Source organism: Janthinobacterium sp. NFX145, from assembly GCF_049810325.1.
In the GTDB taxonomy this organism is placed as follows: Bacteria; Pseudomonadota; Gammaproteobacteria; order Burkholderiales; family Burkholderiaceae_D; genus Janthinobacterium; species Janthinobacterium rivuli.
The window spans coordinates 3,714,902-3,731,519 of record NZ_CP187360.1 but is presented as its reverse complement, the minus strand read 5'-3'; the positions used below and the strand labels follow the sequence as shown (position 1 = coordinate 3,731,519).

Annotated in this window: 18 protein-coding genes; 6 read left to right on the top strand and 12 right to left on the bottom strand. The window is 63.2% G+C overall.

All coding sequences use genetic code 11. From position 1 onward, the window contains the following. Positions 1 to 205: 205 nt before the first annotated feature. Both ACPJXG_RS16625 and ACPJXG_RS16620 read left to right on the top strand, forming a co-directional pair. Entirely contained in the window at positions 206 to 1,042 is an 837-nt protein-coding gene (locus ACPJXG_RS16625) for an EAL domain-containing protein (protein WP_425251718.1), read from the top strand. Positions 1,043 to 1,141: 99 nt separating this feature from the next. Further along, positions 1,142 to 1,891, top strand: a complete 750-nt coding sequence (locus ACPJXG_RS16620; protein WP_374106421.1) for a YcbK family protein — start codon at positions 1,142 to 1,144, stop codon at positions 1,889 to 1,891. Positions 1,892 to 1,952: 61 nt separating this feature from the next. Here ACPJXG_RS16620 and ACPJXG_RS16615 read toward each other — a convergent pair whose 3' ends face one another. After that, on the bottom strand, positions 1,953 to 2,156 hold the full coding sequence (locus tag ACPJXG_RS16615) for a DUF3460 family protein (RefSeq protein ID WP_402721041.1): 204 nt from the start codon (positions 2,154 to 2,156) through the stop codon (positions 1,953 to 1,955). A 113-nt stretch (positions 2,157 to 2,269) separates the two neighbouring features. Here ACPJXG_RS16615 and ACPJXG_RS16610 point away from each other — a divergent pair, with 113 nt between their 5' ends. Next, on the top strand, positions 2,270 to 3,151 hold the full coding sequence (locus ACPJXG_RS16610) for a LysR family transcriptional regulator (protein WP_425251717.1): 882 nt from the start codon (positions 2,270 to 2,272) through the stop codon (positions 3,149 to 3,151). On the opposite strand, the gene ACPJXG_RS16605 is transcribed toward ACPJXG_RS16610, so the two are convergent. Further along, on the bottom strand, positions 3,127 to 3,594 hold the full coding sequence (locus ACPJXG_RS16605) for a PACE efflux transporter (RefSeq protein ID WP_100872624.1): 468 nt from the start codon (positions 3,592 to 3,594) through the stop codon (positions 3,127 to 3,129). The genes ACPJXG_RS16610 and ACPJXG_RS16605 overlap by 25 nt on opposite strands. A 182-nt stretch (positions 3,595 to 3,776) precedes the next feature. On the opposite strand from ACPJXG_RS16605, the gene ACPJXG_RS16600 reads away from it, so the two are divergent. From ACPJXG_RS16600 to ACPJXG_RS16590, 3 genes are all read left to right on the top strand, one after another. Then, the gene (locus ACPJXG_RS16600; protein ID WP_278318661.1) at positions 3,777 to 4,238 is read left to right on the top strand and encodes a hypothetical protein; all 462 of its coding nucleotides are present in this window, start codon (positions 3,777 to 3,779) and stop codon (positions 4,236 to 4,238) included. Positions 4,239 to 4,376: 138 nt separating this feature from the next. After that, positions 4,377 to 5,222, top strand: a complete 846-nt coding sequence (locus tag ACPJXG_RS16595) for a DUF5672 family protein (protein ID WP_051958382.1) — start codon at positions 4,377 to 4,379, stop codon at positions 5,220 to 5,222. A 127-nt stretch (positions 5,223 to 5,349) separates the two neighbouring features. Then, on the top strand, positions 5,350 to 7,515 hold the full coding sequence (locus tag ACPJXG_RS16590) for a putative bifunctional diguanylate cyclase/phosphodiesterase (RefSeq protein WP_425251716.1): 2,166 nt from the start codon (positions 5,350 to 5,352) through the stop codon (positions 7,513 to 7,515). Here the strand turns inward: ACPJXG_RS16590 and ACPJXG_RS16585 are convergent. The 10 genes from ACPJXG_RS16585 to ACPJXG_RS16540 form a co-directional block, all read right to left on the bottom strand. Further along, a complete protein-coding gene (locus tag ACPJXG_RS16585; RefSeq protein ID WP_425251715.1) occupies positions 7,512 to 8,555 on the bottom strand; it encodes a hypothetical protein in 1,044 nt (347 codons plus the stop codon). The two genes, ACPJXG_RS16590 and ACPJXG_RS16585, sit on opposite strands and share 4 nt — an antisense overlap. Before the next feature lie 5 nt (positions 8,556 to 8,560). Beyond that, on the bottom strand, positions 8,561 to 9,472 hold the full coding sequence (flgL, locus tag ACPJXG_RS16580) for a flagellar hook-associated protein FlgL (RefSeq protein ID WP_035817988.1): 912 nt from the start codon (positions 9,470 to 9,472) through the stop codon (positions 8,561 to 8,563). A 10-nt stretch (positions 9,473 to 9,482) separates the two neighbouring features. Next, positions 9,483 to 10,853: a flagellar hook-associated protein FlgK gene (gene flgK / locus ACPJXG_RS16575; protein WP_099402312.1), complete on the bottom strand. Its 1,371-nt coding sequence runs from the start codon at positions 10,851 to 10,853 to the stop codon at positions 9,483 to 9,485. Positions 10,854 to 10,934: 81 nt separating this feature from the next. Continuing rightward, positions 10,935 to 11,327, bottom strand: coding sequence for a flagellar biosynthesis protein FlgJ (locus ACPJXG_RS16570; RefSeq protein ID WP_425251714.1), 393 nt, complete (start codon positions 11,325 to 11,327; stop codon positions 10,935 to 10,937). After that, positions 11,327 to 12,439: a flagellar basal body P-ring protein FlgI gene (locus ACPJXG_RS16565; RefSeq protein WP_034787825.1), complete on the bottom strand. Its 1,113-nt coding sequence runs from the start codon at positions 12,437 to 12,439 to the stop codon at positions 11,327 to 11,329. Before ACPJXG_RS16565 ends, ACPJXG_RS16570 begins: the two co-directional genes overlap by 1 nt. Before the next feature lie 9 nt (positions 12,440 to 12,448). After that, complete coding sequence (flgH, locus tag ACPJXG_RS16560) at positions 12,449 to 13,123, bottom strand: flagellar basal body L-ring protein FlgH (protein WP_225240929.1); 675 nt, start codon at positions 13,121 to 13,123, stop codon at positions 12,449 to 12,451. After that, on the bottom strand, positions 13,123 to 13,911 hold the full coding sequence (flgG, locus tag ACPJXG_RS16555) for a flagellar basal-body rod protein FlgG (RefSeq protein WP_167468652.1): 789 nt from the start codon (positions 13,909 to 13,911) through the stop codon (positions 13,123 to 13,125). The genes flgH and flgG overlap by 1 nt, the downstream gene beginning before the upstream one ends. 32 nt (positions 13,912 to 13,943) lie before the next feature. Beyond that, positions 13,944 to 14,672, bottom strand: a complete 729-nt coding sequence (locus tag ACPJXG_RS16550; protein ID WP_035817998.1) for a flagellar basal body rod protein FlgF — start codon at positions 14,670 to 14,672, stop codon at positions 13,944 to 13,946. A gap of 26 nt (positions 14,673 to 14,698) precedes the next feature. After that, positions 14,699 to 15,904 (bottom strand): flagellar hook protein FlgE, encoded by a 1,206-nt coding sequence (locus ACPJXG_RS16545; protein WP_099402309.1) that lies wholly within the window; start codon positions 15,902 to 15,904, stop codon positions 14,699 to 14,701. A 58-nt stretch (positions 15,905 to 15,962) separates the two neighbouring features. Continuing rightward, positions 15,963 to 16,616, bottom strand: a complete 654-nt coding sequence (locus tag ACPJXG_RS16540; protein ID WP_099402308.1) for a flagellar hook capping FlgD N-terminal domain-containing protein — start codon at positions 16,614 to 16,616, stop codon at positions 15,963 to 15,965. Between the last annotated feature and the right edge of the window lie 2 nt (positions 16,617 to 16,618).

Below are 16,618 nucleotides of genomic sequence, written 5' to 3'. Positions count from 1 at the left end.
AAGAACACAGTAAAGGCCGGGGCAGGTGGCTGGAAGGAATGTTTCCGTCTATCGTTATGCGCTGGCCGTCGCATTTCTTATGTGCTGGGCGCATATCAAATGGCGAAACCATTCGTTCTCCTTTGCCTGGCGCTGCCTTACTCTGCACACTTTGGCGCCGTCTTCCCCGTGAAGGCAGCTGGCGCAGCCCGATGAAGGAGCATGTATGCCATTTCCCGTCCTGAAAAATTACCTGGCCCGCCTGTCGCACCAAACCCAGGCCGGCACCAGCGTCTGGCTCGACGGGGAGGGCAGGGCGCTGGGGCGCTTTTTCAATTGCACCATGACCAGCGCTTTCCAGCCACTGCGCGAACTGGACAGCGGCAAGCTGGTGGCGTTCGAAGGGCTGGCGCGCAGCGTGTCGAAGGCGGACGAGGGTTTGTCGCTGTGGCGTTTGCTCGATCACGCGGCCAGCGACGATGAATCCGTGGAGCTGGACCGGCTGTGCCGCATGCTGCACGCGATCAATTTCTTCCGCCAGAGCGAAGCGGAGGAAGCCGACCTGTACCTGAACGTGCATGACCGCCTGCTGAGCGCCGTCAGCAGTAATCACGGCCACGCCTTCCAGCGCATCCTCGACGCGCTGGGCTTGCCCATCGAGCGCATCGTGCTGCAATTGCCGACGGTCACGACTAACCAGGGGTGGCTGCTTAACTACGTGGCCGACAATTACCGGCGCAACGGTTTCCGCCTGGCCATCAACGTGGCCAGCGTGCAGGAGGCCACGGGCATGCTGGAGCGCCTGCACCCGCATGCGTTCAAGCTTGACGCGGGCAACCTCAGCGACGAGCAGGCCGTTGCCAGCTTCGTCACCGTGTGCCATGCGGCGAAAATCCGCGTCATTTTCAAACGCCTCGACACGCCGGCCGCGCTGGCTGCGCTGCAGCGCATCGCCGCCATCACGGGCTTGCCCATCGTCGCCCAGGGTTATCTGCTCGACAAGCCATTGACGGCGCTGGCGCAGGCGAAAGGCGCCGGCGTCGCCGTCGCAGCTGCCGCCTGACGCAAAATGCCTTGAAATGAGGGTGACACGATAGGCATTGAGGGTTTTTCTTCGCGGCACAATACGCTATAGTATTCCCATCGTTATATTGGACTGACTATGGCATCGCGCAGAAATTTTCTACACCACGGTATGGGCCTGGCCGCGCTGGGCCTGGTTGCCACCCCGCTCATCGGCTGCGCCTCGCGCACGGCCGCTCCCGCCTCGGCTTCGGCCAGCGCCAAGCCGCGCGCGCCGCGTACGGCCGTGCCGCCGCAGCCGACGCAATTGGCCAGCATCGACCGCTCGGTCACCTCGCAATCGCGCTCGGTCATCACCGAGATGGAACCGCCACCCGACATTTTTGATGCGCAAGCGCTGGACCTGGAATTCTGGCTCAAGCCCCGCACCCTGGAAGTGGTGCGCCCGGCCAGCAATGAAAAAGCCAAGCTGCTGTACTGGAAAGATGGCGAAGTCATCGATTCGGCCTACCAGGAACTGTGCCACTTGCTGCGCGACGTTAACGGCAAGAAGACGGCGCCCATCGACCCGAAACTGCTGGAAACCCTGTGGGGCACGCAAGCGTTCGTGGCCCGCTACGGCATCGAGCAGCCGCTGGAGATTTTGTCGGGCTACCGCACGGCCGAGTCGAACAGCCGCCTGCGCGAAGCGGGCGTGCCGGCCGCGCGCCAGTCGCTGCACATCTCCGGCCGCGCCGCCGACATCCGCGTGGCGAACCTCAATGCGGAAGTGCTCGGTTCGCTCGTGCGCAGCTTCAAGCAGGGCGGCGTGGGCTTCTATTACCGCAACGGCCCGCGTGGCGGCTGGATCCATGCCGATACGGGATTGCAGCGCGTCTGGAAAGGCTAAACACCTGACCTCGGCCACAAATCACTGCCGCTCGCGACGGTTTTGCCAGGCGTTTGTTTGATCAGTCATAGTGATACGGCGGTTCCGGCACGCTGTCGGCGTGGATCAGTTCCAGTTCATGCAGGTTGGCGGGCCGCTCCCACCAGATGCGCCAGCCGCGCCGCTGGTTTTCCAGCACTTCCGGGTGCGTCTGCAGATAGCCGTCGATAAAGCGGGTAAAGTCGGAAACGTAGCCGCTGCGGCGGTAAGTCAATCGATGGCGCATGTGTGCTCCCGGGTGTTGCTGTCGTTCCCCGTTTGACCGCCCGCGCGTCCGAAAGTGCCGCACTTTCCACCGCAGTTTCCACCGCAGTTTCCACCGCAGTTTCCACACTCCTCATGAAACTCTCCAGCCATAACATCGAACTGTTCCTGGCCGTCGTCGACGGCGGCTCGTTCTCGGCCGCCGCGCGCGCCTTGCGGCGGGCGCCGTCGGCCGTCAGCATGGCGATGGCCAATATCGAGGCGGAACTGGGCATCACCCTGTTCGACCGCGGCGCGCGCGAAGCCGTGCCCACGCCGGCCGCGATGGCCCTGATACCGCATGCGCGCCTGATCGCCGAACAGTTGAAACAGTTGCACCTGCACGTGCAGGAATTGTCGCAGGGACTGGAAAGCCGCATTTCGCTGGGCATCGCGGCCGAGCTCGACCATACGCCCTTCCTGCCCGCCGTGCGCGCGCTGTCGCAGCGCCATCCGCTGCTCGACATCGAAGTGCTGACGGCGCCGCAGGACGATGTGCTCGACATGCTGCACCGTGGCCGCATCAGCGCCTGCATGGCGTTTGCTGGCGGGCGCATCAATCACGAGGAACAGTTCCAGCTTGTGGGCAGCGATGCCTTGCTGGCGATTATCTCGACCCAGCATCCGCCCAGCGCGGCGGGCCAGCCCTTGTATATCGAGGAATTGGTGAATCTGCGTCAGATCATCGTTGCCAGCCGCGAACTCGACCTGGCCGATGCGCGCCCCGTGGTAGGGCTGTCCTATTGGCGCACGGACAGCTTGCCGATGGCGCTGGCCATGGTGGAAGCGGGCTTGGGATGGGGCAACTTTGCCGCCTCGGCCATCCAGCATTCTCTGGCGGCGGGGCGGGTGCGCTGCGTGGCGTTCAAGAATACGGGCAATGGCCTGGTCGTGCCCATCCACCTGGTGTGGATGAAGGACCGGCCGCTGGGCATGGCGGCGCGGTCCTTTCTTCAGTTGCTCAGCGAAGCTGCCTGAACGTCGGGCGCCTCTTCCTTCGGCTGCTGCGCCGACAGGGGCACGCCGAATAAACCATCGAAGAAATAGTTAAAAATGAAGCTGTAGCACGGGATGATCAGCATCAGCGCGAAGTCCAGCACGAAGGCTTGCCACAGGCTGATGTCGAGCCACCAGGCGATCAGCGGGATCAGATAGATGACCAAGGTGATCTGGAAGCCGATCGCGTGCAGGATGCGGCGCCAGACGGTGCGCGTGCGCGACACTTGCCGGATTTCCCAGTATTCGAAGGCCGTGTTGTAGAGCAGGTTCCAGATCACGGCGATGGTGGTGATCATGATGGCCAGCGGCCCCGTGCTGGTGGGCGACTCGCCTGAAAGCAGGGTCAGCCAAGCCGTGGAAATGGCCATGCCGATGATTTCAAAGGCGGTGACGTAGACGATTTTGCGTTTGATGCCTTGCATGTAAAGCCTGTAAAGAAGAGATGGCGCGTATTTTAAGTCAGGTATGTTGATCTTTAAAGTCGATAGCTGTCAGTTTTTCTGATGAATTCGCCATGGGAATACCATGCTTGCCATGAACGGTGGATAATGGCGACTGGCAGGCAACCGGTCCCGCCGCATCACCGCAGAAAAGGTCAACCAGCATGCAAGGCGCAGCAGACAGCAACATCCCCGACGTTCCCGACATTCCCGACACGCCGGCCAGTGCGGACGAACGTCCCCGTTTCCGCCCCCGTCCGTGGGAGCACCTGGAAACGCCGTACGACGTGGAAGTGTGGATCGAAGAACATAACCGCAGCATGCAGGACAATATCCGCGCCACGGAAACGGGCGTGGGCATCTGCTTCACCCTGGCCGAAGGGGGCGATATCTATATGCAGACGAGCGCCGACGGCGCCGTCGTGCTCGACGTGACGCCGGACGCGGCCTGGGTCTCTCCCCTGATCAGCGCGGCCACGGGCTGCGAGACGCCGGACTCGTCGCTGTGGATCTTGCCTGACGACAAATTGATCCAGCTGATCGTGGGCTTATCAAGCCTGGTGGCCAGCACCTTGCTGGTGGTGGGCCATGATTTCGGTTTGCGCCGGCGCCGCATGGGCCGTTGAGCCGTCCGCACGCCGATGGGGCCGGGCGGCCATGCCCCTTGTCCCGCTCCCGTTTGCGCTGTATCATGCGGGCGTTGCAAAATATGCCATGCCCGCGCCTGGCACGCCTTCCACCTGCACTCCGATGAAAAGCCTGTAATGCATAATGACAAACTGGACCTTCGCAACATCAGCCTGGTGTGCGTGGAAACGCGTTATCCCGAGCTGGCCAGCTTTGCCATCGAGCGCTGCCTGGCCGGCGCCGATTTCAAGGAATGCCTGCTGTTCACTTCCCGCCTGCATGATTTGCCCCCGCATATACGCCAGGTACTGATCGCCCCCATCGAGAGCGTGGAAGCGTATTCGGCATTCATGGTGCATGAGCTGGGTGCCCATTTCAGCGGCACGCATGTGCTCGTCATGCAGTGGGACAGTTTCATCGTCGATGCACGCCAATGGCAGGACGCTTTCCTGGACTGCGACTATATCGGTTCACCGTGGTCGCATCGCCCGGTGGTCGTCGGCAATGGCGGCTTTTCGCTGCGTTCGCGGCGCCTGTATGACGTCTTGCCGCAGCTGGCCATCACGCAACCCCATCCAGAGGATTATGCAATCTGCGAACTGCATGGCGACCGGCTGCGCCAGGAGTTTGGCGTGCGTTTCGCCGATGCGGGCCTGGCCTCCAGCTTTGCCTTCGAAGGCATTATGCCGGCCGGTCCCACGTTCGGTTTCCATGGTTTTTTCAATTTTGGCGAAGTGCTGGACGACACGGAACTGACCGACTACCTGCGCAAGTGCGACGATGCCACGCTGCATGCGCCAGTCGCGCGCGGGCTGATCAAGCAGTTGTATCGCTCCGGCCGCTACCGGATGGCGCTACGGGTATTGCGGCGGCGCCTCAACGGCGGCGCGTCGTTATTCGGCGATGCTTGCCTGCTTGCCTTGCGGACAGGCATGCACGCGCTCAAGCATGGCCGCTCGCGCCCGGCTTCGCCGCGCGCCTAGCCGTCCTGACGGCCGCCGCGTGCCGGAAGTGTCATGCCGGCATGCATCGCTCGACACTGCGCGTTGCGCATGCTAGTCTCGGGACAGCGTCCGCCTGATTGCCTGGGCGGTGGTGCAAAGGATAGCCATGGACAATACGCCGCATGCGGTCTCAGCTCCTGATTCCTCCCTGCATGGCCACGACCCCGTGCCGTGGCCGGCCATGTCTTTGCTTGACGATGGCGTCTTCAGCCCGGAACGGGTGAAGGCCGAACGCGAGCAAGCCTATTTCAACGATTTATACCTGCTGGCGCCCGTCGCCTATTTCGTGCTGGGCATCGATGGCGCGATCGTGCAGGTCAACCTGGTGGCGGCCGAATTGTTCGGCCTGGTACGCGAGCGCCTTGGCCACGTGCTGTTCCGATCCTATGTGCATGAGGCGTTCCGCCACGATTTCGAGCAGTTCGTGCAGCGCGTGCTCAATAGCAGCGAGCCCGAGCGCATCCAGCTGCAGGTACGGTTGCGCCCGGGCGCGCGCGAGGCGGGCTTGCCCGTCAGCCTGCTGGGCAGCGCCGATCCGAACGGCCAGGCGCTACGCTTGGTGCTGGAGCAGGCCGAGGGCAAGCTGGCCGCGCTAGAACGCAGCGAAGAGCGCTTCCGGCGCATCGTGCACAGCGCCGAGGAGGGCATCTGGGAAATCGATGCGCAGGCGCTGACCAGCTTTGTCAATCCGAAGATGGCGCAGATGCTCGGTTGCCGGATCGAGGATATGCTGGGCCAGCCGCTGGCCGCCTTCATGGATGACGAGGGGCGCACCATCCTGGAGCGCAATATTGCGCGGCGCCAGGATGGCATCGTCGAGCGCCACGAATTCAAGTTCCAGCGGCGTGACGGCAGCACCTTGTGGGCCACCCTGGCCACCAATCCCATCTTCGACTCCTGCGGCACCTATTTGGGCGCGCTGGCGCTGGTCAGCGACATCACGGCGCAGCGCGCGGCGTCCGAGCGCATCTGGCGGCAAGCCAATTTCGATCCCTTGACGGGATTGCCGAACCGCCACATGTTCCTCGACCGCTTGCAACATGAGGCGCGGCACGCCAAACGGGAGGGCGCTTGCCTGGCCCTGCTGTTCATCGACCTCGACCATTTCAAGCAGGTGAATGACCGCCTCGGCCACGAGAAGGGCGACATGCTGCTGCGCCAGGCGGCGCTGCGCATCAGCGAGCGCGTGCGCGCCACCGATACGGTGGCGCGCCTGGGCGGCGACGAGTTCACCGTCATCCTGGCCAGCGTGGGGCAGTTGGGCGGCATCGAGCGCGTGCTGCAGGACTTGACGACGGCGCTGGCCCTGCCGTTCGTGCTCGACGGCGATACGGCGCAAGTGTCGGCCAGCGTGGGCGTGGCGCTGTATCCGGCCGACGCGGAGGCGCCGGACAGCTTGCTGCGGCATGCCGACCAGGCCATGTATGCGGCCAAGAGCGCGGGGCGCAACGGCTACAGCTATTTCACGCCGGCCTTGCAGCAGGCGGCCGACTTGCGCCGCGCCACGGTGCGCGAGATGCGCCTGGCGCTGGCGCAGGACCAGTTCGAAGTGCATTACCAGCCCATCATCCGCCTGTGCGATGGCACCATCGAGCGGGCCGAGGCGCTGTTGCGCTGGCGCCATCCGCTGCGCGGCTTGCTGCTACCCGCCGATTTCATTGGCTTTGCCGAGGCCAATGGCCTGATCATCGATATCGGCGAATGGGTGTTTCGTCAGGTCGTGCGCCAGGCGCGCCAGTGGCAGGATGAGCATGGCGCCATGATCCAGATATGTATCAACAAGTCGGCCGTGGAATTTCGCTGCGACGCCGCGCTGTACCAGGATTGGGGCAACGCCCTGGCGCGCGCGGGCCTGGCGCCGGGCGCCATCGTCATCGAAACAACGGAAGCCGTGCTGCTCGACGAGGCGCGCCAGGTGACGGATCGCCTGCGCCAGTTGCGCGCCATGGGCCTGGCGCTGGCGCTTGACGACTTTGGCGCAGGCAACATCTCGCTGGCCTGCCTGAAACGGGGCGATCTCGAAGTGCTCAAGCTCGACTGCTCGCTGGTGCGGGATCTGGGGCCGGGAGACGCTGCGCTGGCCGTATGCGTGGCCATCATCAGTCTGGCGCAGCAGCTGGGCCTGACAGTGGTGGCGGAAGGCGTGGAAACGGCCACGCAGCGTGACTTGCTGCGGGCCGCCGGTTGCGATTATGCGCAGGGTTATGTGTTTTCAGGCGCGGTGCCTGTCGAGCAGCTGAGCGCAATGCTGGCCGCGGGCCGGCGTTTTTAATCCAGGCCCAGCAGCGCGACGACTCGCTCGCGGCTGATGCCGACCAGCGCCGAGCTGATCGCCAGCAGCGACTCATAGCCGGGCTGGCTGGCCTTTTCCGTGAAGTTTTCCGCCAGGGTATCCATGCTGACGTGCACTTGTACCGGTTGCGCGCGGGCCACTCGTCCCGTCGCTTGCGCCATGGCCAGGCTGACGGAGCTGCGCGCCGCCTGCAACCGCGCCAGCGCCTGCACCACTTGCTGCAAGGTGGCGCGCAGGGCTTCCGTGTCGCCGGTATGCCATTCTTCCGGGGCGATGGCGGCCGGTTCCGCATCCGTGCGCACGCGGCTCATCTGGCCGGTCGGGTAGCGGATGCCGCTGCCGCGCACGGACAGGCTGTCGCGCACGTTGGTCCAGGCCGCTTCCGATGTGCTGAACACCAGTTCGCCATTTTCGCCCAGCTTGACGCCGATGCCGGACGGCATCAGTGCGCGGTCGAAGCGCGAGACGATTTCATTCTGGCTCAGGCCAGGTTCGATATTCACCGAACGCAAGGCCTGGTTCGCGCCGCCGACGGAAAAGGCCAGCACTTCCTGCGGGCCTTCCTGCAGGCTGGCCATGGTCAGGCCGCGGATGCTGAAGTTCTGCTGCGCCGCCTGCGGGCTGGTATAGCTGAGCTGTGCGTCGAGCGAGCCGCCCGAGGCGCTGGCGCGCTGGCGCCAGGTATTGCTGAACTGGCGTACCCTGGCCTCGACTTGTCCTTCGCGGCCCTGGCGCGCGGCCAGCTTGGCCGCCAGTTCGCTTTTCAGCGCCTGCAACTGGCTGCTGCTGCGTTCCAGATAGTCGAGGGTTTGTTGCGCGTTAGAAATTTCCCCCTGCAACTGGTGATCCCAGTTGCTCAGGCCACGCTGCAGGTTCGCCGTTGAACCCCTCGCTGCAGGCGCCTCGCTGCGCGCGCTGGCGCTGCCTTTGACCGCGGCGGACGCGTCATCGACGACGCGCGCGGTGCCGGCGCCTTTGGCATTGACGCCGGAAGAGGAGGAGGTCTGAACGATTTGCATGATGGTCAGAGAAGATCAAACAGGGAAATGGTGCCAACCTTGGCGTAGGCTTTATAGGTTGCCTGCAGGGCCGTCTGGTAGCCGGTCAGTTCAATGGCGGCCGCGCCCATGTCGGTCTTTTTCAGATCGGACAAGGCCATGTTGTTCGACAGCGATACATTGGCCAGGTTGCCGGAGAGCGTGGTGAGGATGTTTTGCGCGCCGCCAAAGATGGCGATCTTGCCGGAAAGTAAATCCATGCCATCATCGGTGCCATCGAGCGCCGCGCCCACCACGCTGCGCACTGCTGGATCGTTCGGGCTGACGCCAGGCACGCCCAGCGTGGTGATAGCCTGGTCGATCTTGTTCAGCCATACTTGCAGCTTGTCCACGTCGACGTTGGCCGCCTGCGTCACGCCATTGCCCACCACCACGGTTTGCGTGGCGGTGTTGCCGTTGTAAGTGTAGCGCAAGCCGGGGGCCGCGGCGGGATTGAAAGCGATGGCCGGCTTGTCGGTATCCGTGCCGGAAAACATGTAGCGGCCTTCCTGGTCCTTCAGGTTGGCCGTGTACAGCACGCTGTCGCGCATGGCGATCAGCGATTGCGTCATCGCATTCAGGTCGTCCGGCGCATTGCTGCCGTCGGCGGCCCACACCAGCAGGTCGCGCACCTGGCCCATGTCGGTGACCATGCTCGACAGGTAGTTTTCATTTTTCAGCAGGCGCACTTTCACCGTGGCGATATTGTCCTGGTATTGCGCGACCATGGCTTGCTCGCGCGTCAGGCGCGAAATGCGCACGTTGCCGATCGGATCGTCCGATGGCAGCTGGATGCGCAAGCCCGAGGACATTTGCTGGGTCAGGTAATTGATGCGTTCCTGATTTTGCTGAAGAGAAATATTAATCAGCGATTGGTACTGGCTGCTGGCGACACGCATGCTCTTCTCCTTAACCCATCATTTGCAAAGTGGCATCAAACAAGGTATTCGCCACGGAAATGACTTTCATGTTTGCCTGGTACATATTCTGGAATTCGACCAGGTTCATCGCTTCCTCGTCCTTGTTCACGCCGCTGGTGGACTTCCAGTCGTCGATGGCTTGCGCGCGCACCGTGTTGGACGTCTTCAGCAGGGCCTGGTTCTGCTGGCTGTAGATAGCCAGCTTGCCGACCAGCTGCGTATCCGCATCGCTCATCAGGACGGAACCCACCCAGCTCACATTGATCGATTGATTCTTGATATCGATCAATTTCTGCAAGTTGCCGCTGTCGCCGGCCGCGCCCGTCAGCGACAGGGCCAGGTCCTTGGCGTTGAAGCCGGGAGTAATGCTCAGCTTGCCATTCGCGTAGGCCAGCAGGGGAGTGCCGTTATTGCCAGGAGGCGGGGCCATGGTCGTGCCCAGTGCCAGCTGCGCGTTGACCTTGCTGGTCAACTGGGTGGCCATGTCTTGCAGCGACTGTTGCAGCGGTTTCAGGGTATTTCTCTCGAATTCGCCCAGGCCGCCCATCTGGCCGCCGATGGCGACCAGATCGAGGGTGTACGAGGACTTGGCGAAATCAAGGCTCAGGGTTTGCTCGCCCGTGTTCGTCATGTTGCTGGTCAAGGTGCCGGCCAGGCTGCCGATGACCAGCGGCTGGCCCGATTTCAGCGAGATATTGCGCGAGCCGTCCGGCTGGTCGAGGACGTCGATGCCCATTTGCGCGGCCAGGCCATCGATCAGCTGGTCGCGCGCATCCATCAGCGATGACACGTTCGTGCCCGAGGCCGCGGAGGTGCTGATGCGCTGGTTCAGTGCGGCGATATTGGCCAGGGTGGTATTGGCTTGCGGCACGATCGCTGCGCGTTGTTGCTGCAGCGACAGCAGCTGGTTGCCCATCACGGTGCTGATGCTGTTGAAGCGCTGCGACATGGCGTCGGCCGAGGTGATGATCTGCTGGCGCAGCGGTGTCGAGGTCGGGTCGACGGCCGAGGCATTGAGCGCAGCGAAGAAGCCGTCGATGCCGTTGCTGATGCTGGAGGCATCGTCGCCCATCACGCGCTCGAGCTGCGTCAGGTAAGGCTGGGTCTGCGAACGGGCGCCCTGGTCGGACGCGGCACGCCACATTTGCTGGCTTTTATAAGCATCGGCAAAGCGCAGCAGGGCGGACACTTCCACGCCATTGCCGGCCGAGCGTACGCCGGCGGTGGCGCCAAGCGAAGACAACAGCACGCCTTGACGGGTGTAGCCCGCCGTTTGCAGGTTGGCGATGTTCTGGCTGGCCGCATTCAGTGCGGCCTGGGCGGCGATGCTGCCTGACAATGCATTGCTGATGATGCTCATTGGGCAAGTTTCTTTCGTGAAGAGTGTGGCGCGTGCGGGTGGGCAGGCCTTGAATCGTTGTTACCTTGTACAGGCGACGCTTCAGACGGTTTTATTAAGCGGCGCTGCAATATTGTCGGTCTTGACAGTGCTTTTGGCTGCCACGGGCGCGTTGGCCGCCGGCAGCAACTGGCGCAGAATGGCGTCGGCGATGCCGAAGGCGCGCTGGCCGGCCATCTTGTCGGCTACCAGGTTGTCGGCCATTTCCAGCATGTCGCTGTTGACGGGGTCCTTGAAGACGCTGTCTTCGCCGGCCATCTCGCGCGTGCCCGAGCGCATCTGGCGCAGCATGTGCGAGATGAAGAACGCTTCGAACTTGACGGCCGCCTCGGTGGCCTTGGCCGCATAGCGGGGATCGGCCGGCGTGGCCGCCGCAGGAGACTTGTCGTCGAGCGCCGAGGGCAGGGCGCTGCTGCTGTCATTGATATTGATCATCAAATTACCACCAGTTCGCCTTCGATGGCCCCGGCTTGATCCAAGGCTTGCAAAATTGCCATGATATCATCGGGCGAGGCACCCAGGCTGTTGACCACGTCGATGATCGATTGCAGCTTGGCGCCGGCCGGCCATTTGAACATATTGCCGTTGCCCTGGTCGACCGACACTTTCGATTGCGGCGTGACGGTGGTCTGGCCGCGGCCGAACGGCGCCGGTTGGCTCACTGCCGAGCTTTCGGAAATGACGACTTTCAGCGAGCCGTGCGTGACGGCGGCCGCCTTCACGCGCAAGCCTTCGGCGATGACCACGGTGCCGGTGCGGGAATTGAAGACCACTTTCGGCGTATCGACGCCCACATCGACGGACAGCGCTTCCAGTTTGGCCATGAAGGCCACGCGCTGGGTCGGGTTTTCCGGCGCCAGCACTTCTACGCTGGTGGCGTCGCTGGTGGTGGCGACGGCGCCAAAGCGGCGGTTGACGGCTTCGACGATATTGATCGCCGTTTCGAAATGCGGGTGGCGCAAGTTCAGGGTGACGGTCGGTTTGGTCGAGAAATCGCTGAGGATTTCGCGCTCGATATTGCCGCCGTTGGGGATGCGGCCCGAGGTGGGCGTGTTGACGGTAACGGACGAGCCGCTCTTGCCGGTGGCGTTCAGGCCGCCGACGACGACGTTGCCTTGCGCCAGCGCATACGTTTCATTGTCGGCCGCGCGCAACTGCGTCAGCAGCAAGGTGCCGCCGCGCAAGCTTTTCGCATCGCCCAGGGACGACACGGTGACGTCGATGGCCTGGCCACGGCGGTATCCTGGAGGAAACACGGCGCTGACCATGACGGTGGCGACGTTCTTGCTTTTCGATTCGGCGCCGTCCGGCATTTTGACGCCGAACTGCTTGAGCATGTTGACCACGGACTGGCTGGAAAACTTCACCTGGGTGGTGTCGCCGCTGCCGTTCAGGCCGACGACGAGGCCATAGCCGACCAGCGGGTTGTCGCGCACGCCCTCGATGCTGACCAGGTTGCGCAGCACTTGCGCGGCGCTGGCGGGCAGGGCAAAGCCGGACAGCGCAGCGAGCATGGCTGCCAGGGGCAGGGCGGAACGAAATTTCATGAGCTCACCTTAAAACGGCATCCATGGGCCGACGAAGAAGCGCGTCAGCCAGCCTGGTTTGTTGGCTTCGGCCAGGGTGCCCTGGCCGGAATAGGCGATCTGCGCATTGGCGATGCGCAACGATGACACCTGGTTGTTGGAATCGATATCGGCCGCGCGCAGGTAGCCGCGCAGGCGCACGAATTCCTCGCCCTGGTTCAGGGTCAGGGTTTTTTCGCCCTGCACGCGCAGCAAGCCGTTCGGCAGCACTTCCTGCACGATCACGGTGATGGCGCCGGACAGTGCGTTTTGCTGCGTGCTGGTCGAGTCGCCGGCGAAGTTGCGGTCGGCCGACAGGTCGATGCCCGTCTTGGGGAAAGTCTTGCCGAGGATGTTGGCCGCCTGCACGCCGACGGACGAGCCCTTGTTGAACGAGGTGCCCGCCTTCTTGCTGGCCTGCGTGGTTTCCTGCAGGGCCACCGTGACGACGTCGCCCACGCGGAAGGCGCGGCTGTCGGAAGTCAGGGCCAGTCCCGCGTCAGGATTGAAGACGCCGCCCGCGATGCCGCCGCGCGCAGCGCTGCGCGGCGCCACGGGCAGCGGCGTATCGGAAAAGCTGGGCGCCAGAGGGGCCACCGGCTGGCTGGCGCAACCGGCCGCCAGGATCAGCAGCAGCGCCGCTCCGGCTTTCAGTGCGGCCTTCATCAACGTGCCGCTTGCGCCAGGTATTGCAGCATATTGTCGGCGGCCGACAGCACCTTTGTGTTCATTTCATAGGTGCGCTGGGCTGCGATCATGTCGACCATCTCTTCGACCACTTGTACGTTCGAGCCTTCCAGCGCGAACTGTTTCAGCTTGCCCAGGGCGCCTTCGCCGGGACGGCCTTCCGTCGGTGTGCCGCTCGATGCCGTTTCCTGGAACAGGTTTTCACCGAGTGCCAGCAGGCCGGTCGGGTTGACGAAGCTGGAGAGGTTCAACTGGCCCAGTTCAGTACCGGCGACATTGCCCGGCACGGTGGCCGTGACCATGCCGTTTTCACCGATGGTGATGGCCGTGGCGTTGTTCGGCACGGTGATCTGCGGCACCAGGGGCAAGCCCTGGGCGTTGACCATCACGCCGTTTTCATTGATGCCCAGCTGGCCGGCGCGCGTGTAGGCTGCCTCGCCGTTGGGGCGCAGCACTTGCAGGAAACCGTTGCCGGTGATGGCGACGTCGAATTCGCGGCTCGTCGTTTGCAGGCTACCGGTGGTAAACACCTTTTGCGTGCCGACCATGTGGGTACCGTTACCCAGCTGTACGCCCGAGGGCGAGAGGGTATTGTCGGCGCGCTGTGTGCCCGGTTGCTGCTCGACCTGGTAAAACAGGTCTTCGAAGACGACGCGGTCGCGCTTGAAGCCGACGGTGTTGACGTTGGCCAGGTTATTCGCGATGGCTTGCAGTTTGGCATCTTGTGCCTGCACGCCGGTCTTGCTGATCCACATTGCTGGATTCATGGTTTACTCCTGATAATTGGTTGGCGTTGGGCTTAAGCGCCCAGCAGGCGGTTACCGGATTCCGTCATGGAATCGCTGGCCTTGAAAATTTTCATCTGCATCTCGAAACTGCGGTTCAGGCTCATGGTGGCGACCATTTCCTCGACGGCCGAGACGTTGCTGCCTTCCAGGTGGCGGTCGCGGATGCGTACCGCCGGATCGGCTTGCAAGTCTTCGCCGCCGCGCGCCACGATCAGGCCCGCTTCGTTCTTGGTCAGCTCGCCCGCTTCCGCGTTGACCAGCTTGAGCTTGTCGACCGTCTGCATCTGCGCGGTGCCCGGCACCTGGATGGAAATCGTGCCATCGCCGCCGATCGACAGGCTGGTGTGTTCGGGTATCGTGATCGGTCCGCCTTCGCCCAGCACGGGCCGGCCATTGATGGTCAGCGCGCCCGTTTCATCGAGATCCATGGCGCCGGCGCGCGTGTAGGCTTCGCCGTTTTGCCACTGTACCGCGAGAAAGCCGGGGCCCGTGACGGCCACATCGAGTTCGCGTCCCGTTTCCTTGATGGCGCCCGTGCGCGTACCGATGGCGCTCGACTGCGTCTGCGTCATGTGGCGGTCGTCGTAGCCATAGCCGTTTTGCAACGGCTGGGCGGTGGACACCTCGAGGTTGGCGCGAAAGCCGCCCGTCTCGATGTTGGCCAGGTTGTTGGCGTGTACCTGCTGTGCCCGCAGGGCACGGTCGGCCCCGCTCATGGCGGTATAAATCAGCGCATCCATTGCTTTTTACCTTTGCGTGGTGGCGATTACAACGCTTGCATCAGCGATTGCAGCATGGCGTTCTCGGTCGAGATGACCTTCGAGTTCGCCTGGTAGTTACGCTGCGACGTCATCAGACCCACCAGTTCGGAGGTGATGTCGACGTTCGACTGTTCCAGCGAGCTCGTCACCAGTTTGCCGGCCATGCCGACGCCCGGGCGGTCATAGATGGCGGTGCCGGAGGTGGTCGAGGCGACCCAGCTGGTATCGTTGACGGCCGTCAGCGCGCCTTCGTCGGGGAAGGTGGCCAGGGCGATCACGCCGATGCTTTGCTTCTGGCCGTTCGTGTATTTCGCCACGACGGAGCCGTCATCGGCCAGTTCCACGCCCGTGTAGGTGCCCGAGGCATAGCCGTCGGCGCGGTCGGTCGAGGTGGTCGATTCGCCCGCGAACTGGGTCGTGCCCGTGTAGTCGATGGCGATCGACAGCGGCGCGGCGCCGGTCGGCGTGCCCAGCGCCAGCGTGACCGGCGCGGTCATCGTCAGCTTGCCGGAGGTGTCGAACGTCATGCTCGTCACCAGCGCCGGCGCTGGTGCCGGCCCTGGCAATGTCACATCGACGTTGTCCAGGGTGTAGTGCACGTCGACGCCCGCTGCCGTCTTGACGAAGTACTGGCCCAGCGAGTGCTTGGCGCCCAGCGAATCGTAGATGATCGAGGACTTGGCGCTGTTGTAGCTCAGTTCGTTGGTCTTGTTGAAGGGCACGGCCTTGATGGGCCATTCGGACGACATGTTGGCGGCATACGCCAGCTTGGTCGACGCCTCGGCGGGAATCTGGCCCGTCGGAATGAGCATGTCGCCCAAGGTACCCAGCGTGGTGCTGCCCTTGACGGCGGCATAGCCTTGCACCAGGCGGCCGTTCGAGTCGATCAGCTTGCCGTCATTGCTGGCTGAAAAGATGCCGACCCGGCTGTAGCTCATGGTGTTTTGCGCATCGCGCGCGACGAAATAGCCGCGGCCATCGATGGCCGCGTCGAGCGCGCGGCCCGTGTTCAGCACGCCGCCGTTGAGCGACATGCTTTGCGTGATCGAGCCGATTTCCGTGCCCGTGGCGCGCGAACCGGCGTACATGGCCGAAAAGTTGGCGCGGCTGCTCTTGAAGCCGTAGGTGCCGGCGTTGGCGATATTGTTACTGGTGCTGTTCAACTGTTGGTTGATGGACTGGATACCGGACAGGGCGATGTCGAAACTCATGTTGACTTCCTTTAGTGAAGGACGAGATTAGTGTGCAGGGAGCGAAGGGGCGGGCGGATCAGGCCGTCTTGCCGTTAAAGCCAGTGATCGCGCCAGGGTTGACTTCGCCCAGGTTCGACACGCTCAGTATCATGCTGCCGCCGGACGACAGGCGCACGCTGTTGAGTTTGCCTGCGATGTCGACCGATGGCTTTTCGGTGCCGCTGGTGCTGACCTTCATGCTGTAGGTGCCAGCAGGCAAGCCCAAGGCCACGGGATCGATGGTGAACGGCACCGTGCCCGGCGCTTTGGCGCCCAGTTCGATCTTGTATTCCTTGTCGTCCAGCCCTTTCAGGGTGACGGTGGTCTTGGTGGTGCTGGCGGCCAGCGCGATGGTGCCGCTGACCTTGCTCTTGTCGAGCTGCACCGTTTCGCTGTTGACCATGACTTCCGAGCCCACTTGCGCGCCCAGGGCCAGCACTTGCATCGATTGCAGCACGCTGGCATTGGCGCTGGTCAGCGCCGACAGGTTTTGCATCGCTTCCGTTTGTGCCTGCTGCGTCAATTGATTGACGAACTGGCTCGGATCGGTCGGTGCCAGGGGATCCTGGTTCTTGATCTGCGCGACCAGCAATTTGGTGAACATATCCTGGGTGGCATTGCTTTGCGACTTGACGGCATTGCTGCCGCTGTTGCTGCCGCTGGTGTTGTTTGTAAAGAGATTGGTTTCCATGG

Excerpts from the sequence above, each read along its gene's own strand:
- ACPJXG_RS16625 (WP_425251718.1), top strand. The coding sequence starts at position 206 with ATGCCATTTCCCGTCCTGAAAAATTACCTGGCCCGCCTGTCGCACCAA.
- ACPJXG_RS16620 (WP_374106421.1), top strand. The coding sequence starts at position 1,142 with ATGGCATCGCGCAGAAATTTTCTACACCACGGTATGGGCCTGGCCGCG.
- ACPJXG_RS16615 (WP_402721041.1), bottom strand. The coding sequence starts at position 2,156 with ATGCGCCATCGATTGACTTACCGCCGCAGCGGCTACGTTTCCGACTTT.
- ACPJXG_RS16610 (WP_425251717.1), top strand. The coding sequence starts at position 2,270 with ATGAAACTCTCCAGCCATAACATCGAACTGTTCCTGGCCGTCGTCGAC.
- ACPJXG_RS16605 (WP_100872624.1), bottom strand. The coding sequence starts at position 3,594 with ATGCAAGGCATCAAACGCAAAATCGTCTACGTCACCGCCTTTGAAATC.
- ACPJXG_RS16600 (WP_278318661.1), top strand. The coding sequence starts at position 3,777 with ATGCAAGGCGCAGCAGACAGCAACATCCCCGACGTTCCCGACATTCCC.
- ACPJXG_RS16595 (WP_051958382.1), top strand. The coding sequence starts at position 4,377 with ATGCATAATGACAAACTGGACCTTCGCAACATCAGCCTGGTGTGCGTG.
- ACPJXG_RS16590 (WP_425251716.1), top strand. The coding sequence starts at position 5,350 with ATGGACAATACGCCGCATGCGGTCTCAGCTCCTGATTCCTCCCTGCAT.
- ACPJXG_RS16585 (WP_425251715.1), bottom strand. The coding sequence starts at position 8,555 with ATGCAAATCGTTCAGACCTCCTCCTCTTCCGGCGTCAATGCCAAAGGC.
- flgL (WP_035817988.1), bottom strand. The coding sequence starts at position 9,472 with ATGCGTGTCGCCAGCAGCCAGTACCAATCGCTGATTAATATTTCTCTT.
- flgK (WP_099402312.1), bottom strand. The coding sequence starts at position 10,853 with ATGAGCATCATCAGCAATGCATTGTCAGGCAGCATCGCCGCCCAGGCC.
- ACPJXG_RS16570 (WP_425251714.1), bottom strand. The coding sequence starts at position 11,327 with ATGATCAATATCAATGACAGCAGCAGCGCCCTGCCCTCGGCGCTCGAC.
- ACPJXG_RS16565 (WP_034787825.1), bottom strand. The coding sequence starts at position 12,439 with ATGAAATTTCGTTCCGCCCTGCCCCTGGCAGCCATGCTCGCTGCGCTG.
- flgH (WP_225240929.1), bottom strand. The coding sequence starts at position 13,123 with ATGAAGGCCGCACTGAAAGCCGGAGCGGCGCTGCTGCTGATCCTGGCG.
- flgG (WP_167468652.1), bottom strand. The coding sequence starts at position 13,911 with ATGAATCCAGCAATGTGGATCAGCAAGACCGGCGTGCAGGCACAAGAT.
- ACPJXG_RS16550 (WP_035817998.1), bottom strand. The coding sequence starts at position 14,672 with ATGGATGCGCTGATTTATACCGCCATGAGCGGGGCCGACCGTGCCCTG.
- ACPJXG_RS16545 (WP_099402309.1), bottom strand. The coding sequence starts at position 15,904 with ATGAGTTTCGACATCGCCCTGTCCGGTATCCAGTCCATCAACCAACAG.
- ACPJXG_RS16540 (WP_099402308.1), bottom strand. The coding sequence starts at position 16,616 with ATGGAAACCAATCTCTTTACAAACAACACCAGCGGCAGCAACAGCGGC.